Source organism: Moraxella sp. K1664 (genome assembly GCF_039693965.1).
Taxonomy (GTDB): domain Bacteria; phylum Pseudomonadota; class Gammaproteobacteria; order Pseudomonadales; family Moraxellaceae; genus Moraxella.
Window position 1 is genome coordinate 155,445 of sequence record NZ_CP155576.1, and the last position, 14,744, is coordinate 170,188.

21 protein-coding genes and 1 tRNA gene are annotated in these 14,744 nt (G+C 41.0%); 15 read left to right on the forward strand and 7 right to left on the reverse strand.

Annotation, left to right across the window (positions count from 1 at the left end; all coding sequences use genetic code 11):
- Nucleotides 1–35: 35 nt before the first annotated feature.
- Both AAHK14_RS00845 and AAHK14_RS00850 read right to left on the reverse strand, forming a co-directional pair.
- The gene (locus AAHK14_RS00845; protein ID WP_065255303.1) at nt 36–719 is read right to left on the reverse strand and encodes a metallophosphoesterase family protein; all 684 of its coding nucleotides are present in this window, start codon (nt 717–719) and stop codon (nt 36–38) included.
- A gap of 89 nt (nt 720–808) precedes the next feature.
- Nucleotides 809–1,276 (reverse strand): c-type cytochrome, encoded by a 468-nt coding sequence (locus AAHK14_RS00850; RefSeq protein WP_065255304.1) that lies wholly within the window; start codon nt 1,274–1,276, stop codon nt 809–811.
- A 192-nt stretch (nt 1,277–1,468) separates the two neighbouring features.
- On the opposite strand from AAHK14_RS00850, the gene AAHK14_RS00855 reads away from it, so the two are divergent.
- The 3 genes from AAHK14_RS00855 to AAHK14_RS00865 all read left to right on the forward strand — a co-directional run bounded on the left by AAHK14_RS00855 (nt 1,469) and on the right by AAHK14_RS00865 (nt 2,716).
- Nucleotides 1,469–1,545 (forward strand) — tRNA-Arg (locus AAHK14_RS00855).
- Nucleotides 1,546–1,967: 422 nt separating this feature from the next.
- On the forward strand, nt 1,968–2,138 hold the full coding sequence (locus AAHK14_RS00860) for a hypothetical protein (protein WP_156064997.1): 171 nt from the start codon (nt 1,968–1,970) through the stop codon (nt 2,136–2,138).
- 14 nt (nt 2,139–2,152) lie between these two features.
- On the forward strand, nt 2,153–2,716 hold the full coding sequence (locus AAHK14_RS00865; RefSeq protein WP_065255305.1) for a hypothetical protein: 564 nt from the start codon (nt 2,153–2,155) through the stop codon (nt 2,714–2,716).
- 84 nt (nt 2,717–2,800) lie between these two features.
- Here AAHK14_RS00865 and AAHK14_RS00870 read toward each other — a convergent pair whose 3' ends face one another.
- The gene (locus AAHK14_RS00870) at nt 2,801–2,983 is read right to left on the reverse strand and encodes a hypothetical protein (protein WP_065255306.1); all 183 of its coding nucleotides are present in this window, start codon (nt 2,981–2,983) and stop codon (nt 2,801–2,803) included.
- A gap of 70 nt (nt 2,984–3,053) precedes the next feature.
- Between AAHK14_RS00870 and AAHK14_RS00875 the strand changes: the two genes are divergently transcribed.
- From AAHK14_RS00875 to AAHK14_RS00930, 12 genes are all read left to right on the forward strand, one after another.
- A complete protein-coding gene (locus AAHK14_RS00875) occupies nt 3,054–3,272 on the forward strand; it encodes a hypothetical protein (protein ID WP_197035875.1) in 219 nt (72 codons plus the stop codon).
- A 525-nt stretch (nt 3,273–3,797) separates the two neighbouring features.
- Nucleotides 3,798–5,090, forward strand: coding sequence for a replication initiation factor domain-containing protein (locus AAHK14_RS00880; RefSeq protein WP_083108155.1), 1,293 nt, complete (start codon nt 3,798–3,800; stop codon nt 5,088–5,090).
- Between the two features lie 64 nt (nt 5,091–5,154).
- Nucleotides 5,155–5,445: a hypothetical protein gene (locus AAHK14_RS00885; RefSeq protein WP_065255310.1), complete on the forward strand. Its 291-nt coding sequence runs from the start codon at nt 5,155–5,157 to the stop codon at nt 5,443–5,445.
- 9 nt (nt 5,446–5,454) lie between these two features.
- Nucleotides 5,455–5,682, forward strand: a complete 228-nt coding sequence (locus AAHK14_RS00890; RefSeq protein WP_065255311.1) for a hypothetical protein — start codon at nt 5,455–5,457, stop codon at nt 5,680–5,682.
- A gap of 10 nt (nt 5,683–5,692) precedes the next feature.
- On the forward strand, nt 5,693–5,962 hold the full coding sequence (locus AAHK14_RS00895; protein ID WP_065255312.1) for a major capsid protein: 270 nt from the start codon (nt 5,693–5,695) through the stop codon (nt 5,960–5,962).
- A 72-nt stretch (nt 5,963–6,034) separates the two neighbouring features.
- Nucleotides 6,035–6,493: a hypothetical protein gene (locus tag AAHK14_RS00900; RefSeq protein ID WP_065255313.1), complete on the forward strand. Its 459-nt coding sequence runs from the start codon at nt 6,035–6,037 to the stop codon at nt 6,491–6,493.
- A gap of 173 nt (nt 6,494–6,666) precedes the next feature.
- Complete coding sequence (locus AAHK14_RS00905) at nt 6,667–7,740, forward strand: hypothetical protein (protein WP_194092609.1); 1,074 nt, start codon at nt 6,667–6,669, stop codon at nt 7,738–7,740.
- Between the two features lie 13 nt (nt 7,741–7,753).
- Entirely contained in the window at nt 7,754–8,047 is a 294-nt protein-coding gene (locus tag AAHK14_RS00910; RefSeq protein ID WP_083108159.1) for a DUF2523 family protein, read from the forward strand.
- Nucleotides 8,048–8,130: 83 nt separating this feature from the next.
- Nucleotides 8,131–9,183 (forward strand): zonular occludens toxin domain-containing protein, encoded by a 1,053-nt coding sequence (locus tag AAHK14_RS00915; protein ID WP_065255315.1) that lies wholly within the window; start codon nt 8,131–8,133, stop codon nt 9,181–9,183.
- Nucleotides 9,184–9,239: 56 nt separating this feature from the next.
- The gene (locus tag AAHK14_RS00920) at nt 9,240–9,569 is read left to right on the forward strand and encodes a type II toxin-antitoxin system RelE/ParE family toxin (protein WP_065255342.1); all 330 of its coding nucleotides are present in this window, start codon (nt 9,240–9,242) and stop codon (nt 9,567–9,569) included.
- Nucleotides 9,562–9,843: a NadS family protein gene (nadS, locus tag AAHK14_RS00925; RefSeq protein ID WP_062498565.1), complete on the forward strand. Its 282-nt coding sequence runs from the start codon at nt 9,562–9,564 to the stop codon at nt 9,841–9,843. The genes AAHK14_RS00920 and nadS overlap by 8 nt, the downstream gene beginning before the upstream one ends.
- 49 nt (nt 9,844–9,892) lie before the next feature.
- Nucleotides 9,893–10,717, forward strand: coding sequence for a site-specific integrase (locus AAHK14_RS00930; RefSeq protein ID WP_065255316.1), 825 nt, complete (start codon nt 9,893–9,895; stop codon nt 10,715–10,717).
- A gap of 175 nt (nt 10,718–10,892) precedes the next feature.
- Here AAHK14_RS00930 and gloA read toward each other — a convergent pair whose 3' ends face one another.
- The 4 genes from gloA to aroB all read right to left on the reverse strand — a co-directional run bounded on the left by gloA (nt 10,893) and on the right by aroB (nt 14,744).
- Nucleotides 10,893–11,426 carry a lactoylglutathione lyase gene (gloA, locus tag AAHK14_RS00935; protein WP_065255317.1) on the reverse strand — a complete coding sequence of 178 codons (534 nt, stop codon included), beginning with the start codon at nt 11,424–11,426 and terminating at the stop codon, nt 10,893–10,895.
- Between the two features lie 115 nt (nt 11,427–11,541).
- Nucleotides 11,542–12,165 carry a carbonic anhydrase gene (locus AAHK14_RS00940; RefSeq protein WP_065255318.1) on the reverse strand — a complete coding sequence of 208 codons (624 nt, stop codon included), beginning with the start codon at nt 12,163–12,165 and terminating at the stop codon, nt 11,542–11,544.
- 32 nt (nt 12,166–12,197) lie between these two features.
- Nucleotides 12,198–13,181: a hypothetical protein gene (locus tag AAHK14_RS00945; RefSeq protein ID WP_194092608.1), complete on the reverse strand. Its 984-nt coding sequence runs from the start codon at nt 13,179–13,181 to the stop codon at nt 12,198–12,200.
- A gap of 450 nt (nt 13,182–13,631) precedes the next feature.
- Entirely contained in the window at nt 13,632–14,744 is a 1,113-nt protein-coding gene (aroB, locus tag AAHK14_RS00950) for a 3-dehydroquinate synthase (protein WP_065255319.1), read from the reverse strand.

Genomic DNA, 14,744 nt, shown 5'->3' on the forward strand with positions numbered 1-14,744 from the left:
AAATAAGTTAATTTATTTAAATCAATACAAGTTAATTAAAAGAAATTGCTTACGTCTGTGATATAAAAATCACCGTCATTATCCGCTTGATAGAGCTTTTTGCCATTTACTTCTATTGCTGTCAGACAACCGTCCCCATATGCCCATGTGTCAATGCAAATAATACCGTTTTGAAATAACACCTGTCCGTCTCGCTGTTCGGTATGCCCGCAAATCACGGTTTTGCCCGAGACATGACCGACATGGTCGCTTTCCAATTTACGCCAGCGTAGGGCATAATCATTTTGTTTGTCCATTGGCAAATATGGGTGAATGGACGCATGACAAAAGATAAAATCGTCCGTTTCATGATAATCCACGGTGTTATTTAAAAAACCCACATAATTAAATGGCAAATGTAAACACTCTGATCGCATGGGCATTAAACAAAAAGATTGCAAGGTTTTATCGCCACCGACTTTTAGCCAAAATTCAAAATCATCTTTGTATTTTAACCCTGCCAGCATAATCAGCTCATGATTACCCATGATAAAGACCGTTTGGCATTTGTTGGGCAAATCCATTAATATATCCAGCACGCCTTTGCTGTCATCGCCACGATTGACATAATCGCCCAAAAATATCAATGTGTCGTCAAGGGTCGGCTGTATGCCGTCTATCAGCGTGGCTAGGGCAACCCTACTGCCGTGAATGTCGCCAATGGCGAAAATTCTTGTCATGATTTACCTTTTAATCAAAAACATAAAATATAAAAACGCCAAATAGCCTAAGCGGTTATCCGCCTAAGCCATTGGAATAATCAGATGAATTATTGCGATTGGGCGATGATATAATCAACCGCGTTTTTCACTTCATCATCAGAGATGTCTGCACCACCACGAGCAGGCATGGCGTTAAAGCCGTTAATGGCGTGGTCATACAAAGTCGCCTTGCCTTTGGCGAGACGTGGTGCCCAGTCAGCCGTACCAATCTTTGGCGAACCCACCAAACCTGTATCATGACACGTGGCACAGATGGCGTTATAGAGCATATCGCCTGGTCTTGCCTCGCCCTCCACCGCAGGAGCTAGCACGGTGATATTAATATCACATTCTTCGCCGTCAAAACAGACTTTACCCACAGGGGCGATACGAGCCACCAGTTGTGGAGACATGGCGATGAGTTTTTTGACCTGAGCACTGTCTTCTGGAATGGTTTCAGTACTATTTGCATGGCTGGTCATCACGCCAGAGATTGCCATCAACATGGCAAAAGATAAAGTTACAATTTTTTTCATTGTCTTATCTCATTTAGCCTTGAATAATCTTGTTATTCTGGGTTTGGAAAATTTACCCTACTATTATAAGGGAAAACAGGGGTAAATTGCCACGTTTTTTATGTAATTTGTAAAAAATTAGCAAGATTTTTTGGTATTTTTACAAAAACATGGTAATTTTGAGAAAAATCTGCTAAAATATCGCCCTTAAATGTGCCTGTAGCTCAGTTGGATAGAGTGTTGGCCTCCGAAGCCAAAGGTCGTGGGTTCAATTCCCGCCAGGCACGCCAATTTAGGAACTCCCAAAGGTGTGCATTTTCAGGCTCTAACTCTAATTTTGCTTGATACAAAGTATCTGCCTTATCTAGTCCCATATACTCCGCAAGCCTAATGATTGTTTCATCATTGGGCTTTCTTTTATCCCCTGTTTTGTAGTTTTTGAATGCTGATAATCTTTGCTGTGTTAGCCCTAAGATTTCCGCTAATGCTGTTTGATTGCCTGCTTTTTTTGTTGCATTATCAAAAAGTTGTGAAATCATAAAAATTCCCCTTGACTTTAAACCCATTTGGGTGTACCATATCAATAAACCCAGATGGGTTTTAAAATTTCTTATCATTACACCCATTTGGGTTTAAACCCCTTTGGGTATATAGATAAGATTATACCCCTAACCGCCAATTTTGGCAATATTAACAATGTGGAGTTAATTTCATGAAAAACGTTAGATTTGAATTTGTTGTCTACATCGCAGATGATTCCGATAACAGTCTTGTTGCCTATTCTTTGAATACCATTGAGCAAGTCCAATTTGCATTAGAAATCAAAGACGACCGCAGGTTACAAGAATTTTTAGAACTTTTTGGTGAACCTGAAATTTTTTAATTCGGAGTTAAAACATGACAACATTTTCACAATTCATCAAAGAGTCAGAAACGCATTCACTGTTTCAGACAACCAAGTATGATGTAAAGGTTGTTGGCTTTAAACACCCTTATATGTCAAAGTACTGTCTTGTCCATGTTTTTTCTAAAACTAGGACTCTTGACGGTCTTATCATCGAAAAAGATTTGATAGCAGACGCAAAGTCATGTACTGCATTGCTTAGGGTTGTTAAAACTGTAAAAGCCGTGAAAGGCAATGATTTTTCTCATTACATGGATGAGCTTTGCTATCTTTATAAAAATTATTTGGCAGAACAATCCAATCCAAACGAAAAGCCCCAATCAGACGAACAAGACGGCACCGTCGTTGTCGTGATTGCAAAAGACAATAAAGCCCCTGCCAAAGTCGGATTTCATCCGTCTTTGGCTAGTTTACCAGTTTGTCACCCATCCACATCGCCCCTTTTGGGGCGGGGTGGCTCTTTTATTTTCGCTTCCGCTCTCCCTTTTCGTCAAAAATCCCATACTTTCGGCGTTGGCGTTGGCGGTGTTCCCGCTCTTGCTTTGTTGCCTCCCTAAATTCTGGGCGGATAATTTTAAGCGGTTTTTGCTTACTTTTACGCTGTGTCAATCGCTTGGCAAGCGTTTTAAAGAATATACCAATCACAAGCCCCACAACGGCACCAATGACAAGATACAGGGCATGGATTTAACGGTACTTTGATTAAACAGTTCTGATTGGTAAGGCTCTTGGGTGCTGTTGCTGGTCTCGGATTCCACATAAATCCGTTTATCGCTAAGCTCTTGGAACTCTTTCCAATCTTGGCTTTGATTACTTTCACTCATGGTAATACTCTATGGTTTGGAGTCGCACTCTTATTATAGCAGTATTACCGCCTTTTTTAATAGGTGCATTATGGACTTTGATGATGATTTTGATGATTTTGATGGTTGGCTTTGTATCGCTTGCTCTGCTTCCATTCCTGAAAATAGCGAATTTGAACTTTGCGACGACTGCAAAGAACATCATTTAGAAGAAATTTACGGCGATCAAACGCCATGTAGATTCTGTGGCGAACCGCTCGGTCATTTAGAATTTTATGATGATTTTCATGTTGAGTGTTGGCACCCTTAATCATCAATCCTTTTAATCATTAATTTTGCTTTTTAAATTAATGATTAAAAGGATTTACGGGGGTTTGGGGGTGTAGCCCCCAAGTGTTAAGAATACACCCTATGTTTAGTACGTTACTCCGCACTGGATGCGTTAGGGATTGCAGCGAAAATATCTTTTAAACAAAGGATATATTTTTCTTAGATAAATTTCATTTCTCGGTAGAAAGAATGAAATTTTGCTTAGGAAAATAATACTTTGGCTTAAAAGGATTGAAGCGAAAAGCCCGACCCGCAGGGGAACGCCCAAAGACAAAAAGCACAAATACCGCTTATTTTGTTCCCACAACACACTAAGAGTAGCGAAAATACCAAACGAAAAACCCAAAGACAAGATAAAAAAAGACAAGACAAAAAAGACAAGATAAAACCCAATACCCAAATTTTTGGGTTTACGCCTTATGTAATACGGCGTAAACAAAACTAACCACCGTACAGGACTTTGCACCGTACGTTACAAACAAGACGTTTTAATGTGGAAAAACAAATGAACTCATCAATACTAGAAACAATATCAACCGTGCAAGAACAAACGATATTAATAGGCGGTGAAACACACCTTTTGCCCCTGCGTGTACCAACAAAAGGCGAATATGTGGTTATTGATGCCCTTAATATTGTCTGCTCCGTGGAAACATTTACAAATAAGCAAATGTATGAGCTTGGCACGACTGCCAAAGACTTGTTCAGATTGGACTTGGACAATGAGCAAAAAGAACATCTAAATGACATGGTCATCTCTGCCATGGCTCTGGACTTATCAAATATATTTGGCGATATGTTCGGCATTATCATCCCGAAAAATGCCGGCATACATTATTACAAAAACGGTTATACCGTTTATTCCCCCGAAAATGAAATTTTATTAAATATCGGTATCGGTGGGCAAAATGAAACGGTATTTTTGGGCTTAACTGGCATGGGCTGTAAGCTCGCTGATGAAGGTTGGGAATTAAGACTACATCATTGGCTTGATAACGTGGCGACCGACGGAAAAATATCACGCATTGACTTAGCCCATGATGACTTCAAGGGCGAATACAGTAGCTTTGATTGGGCAAATGAACAAGAATCCAATGATATGTTCCCACTGCCCAAAACTCGTAACCGCCCTGCATGCACCATAGCTGGCGAATTTAAGCATGGCGACCCACAAAACAAGGGTTTAACCCTGTATGTTGGCTCTCGCAAAAATGGCAAGGTCATACGCTGTTACGAAAAAGGCAAACAGCTTGGCGATACAAGCTCGCCTTGGTTCCGCTCGGAGCTTGAAATCCACGCTAAAAAAAGGCTAATACCTTTTGATATTCTGCTACACCCTACTGAATATTTTTGTGGTGCTTACCCTTATTGCCTTGATTTGATTGAACTTGCAAAAAAGAATAAGGGCGACCACACGCCCCAAATTGTGGATAAATTTGAATCAATTAAGCAAGAATCACAAATCAGTCTGCACCGTGCCATAGATATTATTAGGCACCAGTTTGGCAAATACATCAAAGTCTTTGGTGAGATATTTACCAATACATACATGAACGCACAAAAAACCCCTGATTTTCAAAAGATTTTTTCAAAGATTTGCACAAAAAAGGACAAGGATTATTACCCCAAACGTCTAAAACTTTGTGCCAATTACTACAATCCAAATTCAAAATATGCTGACTTGGATAAGATTTTGAACCACGTTAAGGCACCGCCCAAAACCAAACAAACCGACCTTGAAAAGGAATTGTTTGATATATGGGGCATTATAACTACGCCAATGTGGGCAAGCCCATAAAAAATCCTATTTTTTAGCGTTAAAAATAGGTCATTAGCAACTAACGCACAAAAGGAAAACAACCATGTTAAACCCTATCATCCTTGGGGCTAAACGCTCCAAAGGCACCCTAGACAACGGCAATACATACGATTCAACCAAAATCTATGTACAAACCGCCATGAAACCGTCACCTGACCAAGTGGGCTTTTCTGTCTCTGAATTTAACTGGGGCGATAGCTCCAATTATGACAATCTAAAAAACGTCAAATTCCCTGCCGAAGCTAATATCACTTATGAGATGGTTACCAACGGCAAAAGCAATCAAGTGATTGTTACAGACGTTCAAATTTTAAAACCAACACCAAAGGTTTAAGGATTTGCAATGGCTTATATTTGTGCCGAATTGGATGAAACATCCGCCAATGTCGATGGCTTCGCCTATTCTGGTGGCAATGTAGTTAATTGTAAAACTTGGGTGGTTTCGCAATCACCACTCAACGACTTGGCTATCACTGGTTCGCAATCGCTTGAACTCTCTTTTACGATTGCATCACTGCTAATAATAGTCAAGGCTTATAAGATTGCTAGAAAGTCGTTAAACTCAATTTAAGGAAATCGTTATGTCTAAAACTTACGACGAAAAAGGCAATGAACTTGTTGCTAAAACCCAAAAACAAGGCTTGATGAGCAGTGTTGTCCCTGCTTCTGTCCTTGGCTCTGTTGCTGTCATGGCAACTTCTGCCAATGCTGCAACTCTTGACTTGTCTTCTCTAACTACTGAGCTTCAAAGCGTTCAAACTGCCGTTGTCGGTGTTATCGCTGTTGCCATTACAATTGGTATCGCCATTGTCGGTTGGAAATGGGCTAAGCGTGCTTTATTCTCTGTCTAATCAGATTTTTTAGCACAATCACACTTGGGGACGCCTGAGTGTGATTTTCTAAAAAATTTCAAGGGGTAAAATATGCTTACAAGTTTTTTAGGCGATATTGTCAATCAGTTAAGATTCGTACTTTTTGCCATTGTTGGTATGACCGCTGTTGTCTTGACTTTATTTCTTACATTATTGTCTTACAAAAAATATCGTGAAGCCATGTTTATTCTTTATCCAAAGGCCACAGAAGATTTCATCCAATGGCAAAAAGAAAATGGCGATGACTTTGATAACATTAATGATTCTGCCCAGGCTTACATTAATGCCAAAAATGTCGCTGCTAAATTTGAAATGATGCATGGCAAAGAATACAGAAAAAACAACAATACTTTGAAGGTCGTATGGCTTATGAATACTTTCAAAGACAAATCAAAGCACACGATAAAATTCGCTCCATGCCCATACAACCTGTTTATTATTCCGCCATTGACAAAATGGGCTACCGTGGATTTGATGATGATTTTATTTTTGGATGATTCAAAATGCTAATGAGTGCCGAACCCCATGTGCTAAATTGGATATTTCCAATCGTTACTACCATGATTTTCTATTTATTGGTTAAATAAAAGGAATCCCCATGCTACAAATAATCATCCGCATATTCTTACTATACTTACCCGCCATCCTTTTTTGGCTCGCTGTCATTGCTGGATTATTTGGCTATGAACTATAATCGCCCAATCATCATTACACTGCTTGCTGTGCTGTCGCTTTGTGTCAGTACGTTAGCTCGTGCCGAACCTGCACCAGTGCTACCAACAACACCGCCCCCTGCAAATGACCCAATCTATCCAACCCCAACAAATCCGCCCCCTGGCGGATTGCCGACCACTGCCCCTAATGACCCAAAACCCCCATCAAAAAAACCCCCATCAAAATGGGGAAAAGTAAAAGACAATCTAAAAAAAATTGCCAAGCCAAATCCCTATGAAATTGGGGTTGAGCTTGGCATAATGGGACTTGGTGCATTAGTTGATCATCTGCTTGACCCTGCCAACAACGCCCCCCAAAAATACCCAGTCAATGGCTGTGGTCATAGCCACATGTATGGGGATATACGCATGGGCAAGGGCAAGCCCTTCGACTGGTATCCTAGCTTGGTTTGCGAAGATCGTGGACAAACCTACACAGTCCTTTATAAATCACCCTTGGGTAAGATTGGCACCTCATATAGAATGCAGTGTGCTAATGGCTTTGAGTTTTTCAACGTTTGCTATGACTACGATGTGATAAAACCACAACCCCAGCCACAACCACAGCCAAGCCCAAATCCTGCTCCTGCTCCTGCTCCTGCGGTTGAGCCACAGCCAAGCCCGTCGCCTAGTCCTGCACCTGAGCCACAGCCAAAGCCTAGCCCACAGCCAAGCCCGTCGCCTAGTCCTGCACCACAGCCAAGCCCACAGCCAAGCCCACAGCCAAGCCCGTCGCCTAACGATAAGCCCCAAGACGAAACCAAACCCTTTGAACTCCCAGAATTTTGTAAATGGGCTTCATGGTTTTGTGAAGGTGATTTAGATAAAAAAGATACTGACATTGATATTGATGAAATGCCAATACCCACAAACTCGATAAACATTAGTTTTGGTGGTTCATGCCCTACCCCCAAAATTTTTCATTTTCCATTGGTGGTCGCTCCATGGTATTTTCTATGTCTTTTGATTCACTTTGTAAAATTGCAACTTCATTTGGCGGCATTGTTAAAATCATATCAACAATCATCGCCGCTTATATTCTGACGGGTATTAAATCATGAGATTTGCTGGCTTATCATCCCTTTTATCAAGGGTCTTGGACTCTTGGGGTTCAGGATTGTTAAAAAACGTTTTAGCGGGTGCTGGTCTTACATTTGGCAGTACTGTTGTAATGACTTCACTGGTTAATAGTTATGTTGCTCGCATTCGTTCAGATATTAATTTGATTCCTGATACTGTTCTTTCTTTTATGTCCATGTCTCAAATGGATTATGCTTTTTCGGTTATTTTATCCGCTCTTGTTTCTCGTGCTGCCATGAACTCAGCCGGCATTTTTCTTAAAAAGAAATAAAGGGCGGTGAGCGACGACAACGACGTCAGGAGGCGGAGAAGCGAACCGCACGCCAAATCATTTAACTTAATTTGTGGTGAATTATGATTACTTTAATTACTGGAACGCCCGGCTCTGGCAAAACCTTGTTTGCTGTTACAAAGATTTTACAATACGTTAAACAAAATCAAAAATTACTTGAACAAGGCAAAGAACCCCGCATGATTTACGCCAATATAGACGGCTTAAACATAGATGGGGTAGAACCCGCCCCCATTGACTGGCGTGATACACCAGACGGTTCTGTGATATTTTATGATGAGATACAACAGCTAGAACCCTACAAAAAATCTCGTTATGATAATGAGATTTGTGATGCCCTGCAAATACACCGTCACACGGGGCATGATATTTTTGGCATTACTCAATTTCCTGTATTGCTACATCCCAATTTTAGGGCGGTTGTTGGCATGCACCATCATTTACATCGGGGGTGGGGTCTATCATCAGCGACCATTTTTAATTGGGCTTATTGTGTTGATTCCCCAAATGCTCCAAGCAATAAAAAGTTAGCCGAACACACCGAACGCTTTAATTATGATAAAAGCGTTTATAAGTACTATAAATCAGCAACCATTCACACCCACAAAAAACGCATTCCCAAAAACTTATTTTTTATTATTTTGGGTGTGGTTTTATTTGGCTATTTTGCTGTCAAAATGCTATTTTTTAATGATAACTTTTTTTCTAAAATTTATGGCAATTCTACCAAAAAAACACAGCAAGATGATGCCATCAATTCAACATTTTCATTATCAACCGATAATCAAAACAGTTCACAAAGTGAATCAATCACTCAAAATAATGATAAACATCATCAAGATGAATTACACAACCGTCGCTTGTTTTTATACCAAAGGGATTTACCAGAAGATTACATCATCAGACGTCAAGACCCCATGTTACAAGTAAGGGGTGTTATGAAAATGGGTAATGATTGCATCGCATACAATTCTTATGGCGACCGCATGACATTACCAATCAATGAATGTCTAGATTACATCAATAATGGCAAAGTTTATCGCTCTAACACAAATAGCTTTACCAATAATGCTGATTTTGATGCAACTCAAACCCAATCTGAAAATAGCTCTTGACTTATACCCCAATGGGTTATATAATATCATCAAATTAGGAGCTACAAATGCAGTTATTGACCTTTATTGAAACCAATATTTTTACAAAAGCCATTAAAGAATTATTTGATGATGATGAATATCGCAAGATTCAAAATGAGCTGTTAAATGACCCACAAAAAGGGGATTTAATTCAAGGTACTGGTGGACTTAGAAAGATTCGTTTTGGTCGTAACAGTGGCAAGAGTAGCGGTGTTAGAATCTTATATTATTATACAGATGAATTTGGTCGCATTTATCTGTTTGCGGTTTATCCAAAATCCGTCAAAGATAATATTACTAATGCTGAAAAAGCGGTTTTTAAAACCCTTATCACCATACTAAAACAGGAGCTTAAAAATGGATAAGCAACTATTTGATGACATCGTCGCTTCTATGAATGAAGCCATTGCCATTACAAAGGGCGAAATTGCCCCAAGTCGTACATTCACCTATGAACGCCCAAACATCAAAGACATTCGGGCAAAAACAGGGCTATCACAAACCCAGTTCGCCCAGAAGCTACATATTAGCCCTAAAACGCTTAGAAACTGGGAACAGGGCATTAGAACACCAACAGGCCCAGCCATTACCCTAATTAGATTGCTTGACAAAAACCCTGATTTAATTAGCATGGCTTAACTTATTCTGTTTTGCGGTGTAATGTCGCACCGTAAAACAGGTTAAATCTATGAATTTTGAAAAGCTATCTGATATCATCAAATACTATCAGACTTATCATTTAACAAAGTATAAATACACCTATCGGCTTGCACTGCTTGCCCCATTTGATGATTACCCATTATCCACGCTCCGCCGTGCTGATGTCAAAAAATGGGCGTTACAACGCCAACAGCAGGTATCCAATGCGACCGTAAATAAAGAAATTGCCTTTTGTCGTGCTGCGATAAATCGGGCTTCTACTGACTTTGAAGTCACCTTAAACAACCCATTTACCAATGTCAAATACATTGAATCTGATACAATCCCTAATTATCTGACTTATCAAGAGTACGAACGCTTACTAAGTGCAAGTCTTGAATTTGATAATACAGATTTACATGATTTCATCATCTTGCTTGTCATGACTGGATGTCGCCAGTCCGAAGTTTTAACGCTTAAATGGGCAAATGTACACTTGGATAAACACCAATTTATCGTAAGAAATACGCTAAGTAAATCAAGACGTACCATGTACAAATATTTGAATGATTCCGCTTATCAGGTGCTAAAAAACCGCCTTGCCAATAAACAAGGCGATTATGTTTTTACCAATCCCAAAACGGGCGAAAATATCAAATCATTCAACAAGGGTTGGCAACTCTGTAAAAAGCGTGCTGGCATTAACTGCCGTATGCATGATTTACGCCACACTTACGCAAGCTGGCTTGTTCAAAAAGGCGTACCAATTTATACAGTCAAAGAGTTATTAGGTCATGGCGACATATCAAGCACTCAACGCTATGCACATCTGGACTACTCTACCAAGCTACAAGCCGTCGATTTAATCGGCTAATCTTAACAAAAAAACTTATCTCCAATTTATCCACAAATACCCGTGGATAAATTGGGGTTAAAAATTTAACAATTTTTAACCAACTCTCCGAAGCTGAAGGTCGTGGGTTCAATTCCCGCCAGGCACGCCATTTATTTATCATAAAAAACACGCCCAAAAGCGTGTTTTTTTGTGTTTAGCCTTTTAGCTCAATAATCTCTACCCAATAGCCGTCTGGGTCTTTGATAAAGGCGATGTCTTTCATGCTACCGTCTTCGGGGCGTTTTTGGAATACGACATTATTCTCATCAAACCACGCTACCGCCTCTGCCAAATCAGGCACGGCAAAGCAAATATGTCCAAAGCCTCTGGGGTCGCTGTTGCCGTCATGATAGCTAAAATCAGCATCATTTTCGGTGCCGTAGTTGTGCGTAAGTTCTAGAATACCGCGTTGGCGAGAGACATAAGCGGTCAGGTTCTCTGTGGCAGGCAAATTCTCACGCTCATCTTTGGTCAATTTTGCCAAAAAATATAGGTCAAATTTGGCATCAGGGAATTGACTGTGGCGTAATAGGGTCATTCCAAGCACGCCAGTATAGAATTCTAGTGATTTGGTAGGGTCTTTGATACGTAGCATGGTGTGATTAAAAGTAAAGTTCTCAGATGCTGTTGGAATGTCTTTGACACCATCAGCGGTCAAGGCTTGGTCAGGCTGGGGTATGAAAGTCATTAATTTCTCCATTTAGGTTGATATTTGATTGACATTTAATCGATAAAACACTTAGTTGGGATAAGGCAACAAGATTTTGCCACATCGGTAGATTTTAATAAACCTATTGATAAAATCATTCAAAAAAGTTCACTTTACCAGTGGCAACATCATACTCTGCACCGACAATGGTCAATCGTCCGCCATTGACCATATCCTCCAAACTGCGTGAGCCTGATTTTAATTGGCTAACCGACAGTCTTACATTGGCACGCACAGCACGGTCAATAAACTCATCCATATCTATCTCGTTGCCATCTGCGGTTAATATCTCATGTAGATTGTATACACTGGGGCGGATTCTGTCAACAATGGATTGTAAATTGGGCGAATAATACTGCTCAGGGTTGATGAGTGTTTCCACGCATGCTGTTACCGCACCACAGTGGCTATGTCCAAGCACAACAACAAGTTCGGTACCGAATTTTTCAGCAGCAAACTCTACCGAACCGATCTGACTTGGGGCAACCACATTACCCGCCACTCGGATCACAAACATTTCGCCCAATTTTTGATCAAAAATCAACTCCACAGGCACACGAGCATCCGAACATCCTAAGATAATCGCTGATGGTAACTGCTCTTCTACCAATATGGGCGGGGGTTGGTAATGTTCTTTGGCGTTTTTGATTTTTTCAATATAACGCAAATTGCCCGCTTTTAATTGTGCTAACACCGCTTGGGCGTTTAAATTTTTCATTCCAACTCCTTGTTAGCTCTGCCATATGCTCATCACTCATCACCTGGAATGGCAGATGTGTCTACACCAGACATGGATGGTGCTGGTGCCAAATCAGCAATATTTGCACTTTGGACAGGCTGTTCAGGCTTAGGCTCAGCTTGTTGTGGCTTGGTCTCGCTGCTTGTACTCGGCTTAGACTGCTCTGGTATCTCTTTGGGGATGATGGTTGGTGGCATTTTGGGCTGTTCGCCAACATCAGGCTTGCCAGATTTTGCATTGGGCTTGGTATTTGGCTTGGCTTCTTCGCCAAAATCAGCAATATTCTCTTCTTTAACTGCCTTAGGCTTGACCGTCTCTTGACTGCTCTCTTCTTTTGGTGCTTCGGCAGGGATTTCTTTTTTGGTGGGTTGTAATTTTACCGAACGGGGTGCTTCTTCAGAAAAATCCACAAACGTCTCTGGACGTTCATAGTTATCCACCATGCTCACATAGCGACCCATTTCTTCAGGCATGGGTGTCACGCTTTTTGGCAGTCCAAAATCTATCACTCTTATCGTCCCCAATGCTTCTTGGGTGCTACCCATGATGCCATAGGTTAGGATATAACGTTGTTCGTTATTGGCATTATGATAGCGAAAATAAGCAAATTTTTCACGGTCGCTCCGCCCTTTGAGATATTCGGTAATAATCTCATTTTGAGCCACGTCCATCACTTGCACCGTCCAACGTTTTTTGTTATCTTCAAAAAACTTCTTGCCTTTAAACTCAGCAGGATAATTACGCAAATCTCGCACCACCGTCGCAAAATCAATGGGTGGCACTTCCTTGGAGAGTTCATTTAAATTGTCAATGGTCACCGGCAAAGCAAAGTCCTCTGCAACCGCTTGGGTTTTTTGACGCTCTTTGGCAGTCGCTGGCGTGCCATGGGAGAGCGACATTAAGAACCACAATATCAACATGATGCCTGCCATGACAAGCCACATCACCGTCTGTCTTCTGGACTTTTTGTTAATCATCGATACACTTTGGGTCATGGTTTTGCCTTGTTATGTAAATTAATTAAAAACAATAATTAGGGCGTGCCTGCCTTTGGTATTTGCAATGAAAAAATACCTGTTTAAAAAAGCAGGGGAATCGCACGTTTTCAAGGAAAAGTCCGCAGTTGATATTAAAATATCAACAAGGGCTGTGACTTCGAGCCACAATCCGACCACTTAATTTTAAAAATGAAATAAACAAATCTTAAAATCACACAGTTAAGTAGTCGGATAGCCATTTTTCATGCAAAAATTGATTTAAAATGTTAAGTTTTTACCTTATCTTATAAAAATGTTATCAACGGCAAGCACGCCCTAAATACTTCACACTCAACCTAAAATAGCAACTTATTGATTGTCTCATAATTATTTTTTGGATTGTAGGGGCAAATCATATTCGCCCTTGATAAATCAAGCACTTATATCAAGTTGAGAATGGAGCAATAGTTATGATAAATACCCATCAATGCCATCTAACACTTGTTCGAGCAGTACCATCTCAAAATCCTTGGTGACAAACGCCTTACCCAACGTCTCCAACAACACCAAGCGGATGGAGCCATTTTGCACCTTTTTATCATGCCCCATCAGGTTGAGTGCCACTGCTGGGTCAATGGCTGGCGGACATACTGGCAAATCAAACGTCCTAAGCAGTGCCACCACACGCACCACATCATCACGACCAATCAGTCCCAGCTTATGCGACATCGCCAATGCTTGTACCATGCCCACCCCCACCGCTTCGCCATGGAGCCAGTTGCCATAGCCCATGTGGGTCTCGATAACATGACCAAAGGTATGACCAAAATTCAATAAAGCACGCACGCCTGATTCACGCTCGTCGCTGGCGACAATTTGAGCTTTATAATCACAGCAACGATATACCATTTCACCGAGTATGTTGGCATCTCTAGCGTTGATTTTGGTGGCATTGGTTTCAAGCCAATCCAAAAAATCTTTATCAAAAATCAGGGCGTATTTTACCACTTCTGCCAGTCCTGCTGCAAACTCTCTTTTGGGCAATGTCTCAAATGTCGTCATATCCGCCAGTACGCACACGGGTTGCCAAAATGCCCCAATCATATTCTTGCCAAGTGGATGATTGATGCCCGTCTTGCCACCTACGGACGAGTCCACCTGTGCCAATAACGTGGTCGGCACCTGAATAAAATTCACGCCACGCATAAAACTTGCCGCCGCAAAGCCTGTCATGTCACCAATCACTCCGCCACCCAAGGCGATGAGCGTACAATCTCGGGCAAAATGATTTTTCATTAACGCATCATAAATAGCATTGACATGCTCTTGGTTTTTGTACTGTTCACCGTCAGGCAGAATACAGCTCGCCACCGTCAAACCTGTCGCCATCAAACACTCGCTAAAATCAGTCAAATACAAAGGAGCAACTGTACTGTTGGTAACAATAAGCACCTGCTTACCCTTGATAAAAGGCAAAATAGGGCCTGCCAAATCTATCTGACCTGTGGGGCTGGCACCGATAAAAATGGGGTAATCATGGCTCTGGGTATGAACGCTAAGCGTACTGGCAATGTGTGTCAT

Coding starts and splice junctions, on each gene's coding strand:
- AAHK14_RS00915 (WP_065255315.1), top strand. CDS start 8,131: ATGATTACTTTAATTACTGGAACGCCCGGCTCTGGCAAAACCTTGTTT.
- AAHK14_RS00885 (WP_065255310.1), top strand. CDS start 5,155: ATGTTAAACCCTATCATCCTTGGGGCTAAACGCTCCAAAGGCACCCTA.
- AAHK14_RS00890 (WP_065255311.1), top strand. CDS start 5,455: ATGGCTTATATTTGTGCCGAATTGGATGAAACATCCGCCAATGTCGAT.
- AAHK14_RS00860 (WP_156064997.1), top strand. CDS start 1,968: ATGAAAAACGTTAGATTTGAATTTGTTGTCTACATCGCAGATGATTCC.
- AAHK14_RS00875 (WP_197035875.1), top strand. CDS start 3,054: ATGGACTTTGATGATGATTTTGATGATTTTGATGGTTGGCTTTGTATC.
- gloA (WP_065255317.1), bottom strand. CDS start 11,426: ATGACTTTCATACCCCAGCCTGACCAAGCCTTGACCGCTGATGGTGTC.
- AAHK14_RS00905 (WP_194092609.1), top strand. CDS start 6,667: ATGAACTATAATCGCCCAATCATCATTACACTGCTTGCTGTGCTGTCG.
- AAHK14_RS00880 (WP_083108155.1), top strand. CDS start 3,798: ATGAACTCATCAATACTAGAAACAATATCAACCGTGCAAGAACAAACG.
- AAHK14_RS00940 (WP_065255318.1), bottom strand. CDS start 12,165: ATGAAAAATTTAAACGCCCAAGCGGTGTTAGCACAATTAAAAGCGGGC.
- AAHK14_RS00930 (WP_065255316.1), top strand. CDS start 9,893: ATGAATTTTGAAAAGCTATCTGATATCATCAAATACTATCAGACTTAT.
- AAHK14_RS00865 (WP_065255305.1), top strand. CDS start 2,153: ATGACAACATTTTCACAATTCATCAAAGAGTCAGAAACGCATTCACTG.
- AAHK14_RS00870 (WP_065255306.1), bottom strand. CDS start 2,983: ATGAGTGAAAGTAATCAAAGCCAAGATTGGAAAGAGTTCCAAGAGCTT.
- AAHK14_RS00845 (WP_065255303.1), bottom strand. CDS start 719: ATGACAAGAATTTTCGCCATTGGCGACATTCACGGCAGTAGGGTTGCC.
- AAHK14_RS00945 (WP_194092608.1), bottom strand. CDS start 13,181: ATGACCCAAAGTGTATCGATGATTAACAAAAAGTCCAGAAGACAGACG.
- AAHK14_RS00900 (WP_065255313.1), top strand. CDS start 6,035: ATGCTTACAAGTTTTTTAGGCGATATTGTCAATCAGTTAAGATTCGTA.
- AAHK14_RS00850 (WP_065255304.1), bottom strand. CDS start 1,276: ATGAAAAAAATTGTAACTTTATCTTTTGCCATGTTGATGGCAATCTCT.
- AAHK14_RS00910 (WP_083108159.1), top strand. CDS start 7,754: ATGAGATTTGCTGGCTTATCATCCCTTTTATCAAGGGTCTTGGACTCT.
- AAHK14_RS00895 (WP_065255312.1), top strand. CDS start 5,693: ATGTCTAAAACTTACGACGAAAAAGGCAATGAACTTGTTGCTAAAACC.
- nadS (WP_062498565.1), top strand. CDS start 9,562: ATGGATAAGCAACTATTTGATGACATCGTCGCTTCTATGAATGAAGCC.
- aroB (WP_065255319.1), bottom strand. CDS start 14,744: ATGACACACATTGCCAGTACGCTTAGCGTTCATACCCAGAGCCATGAT.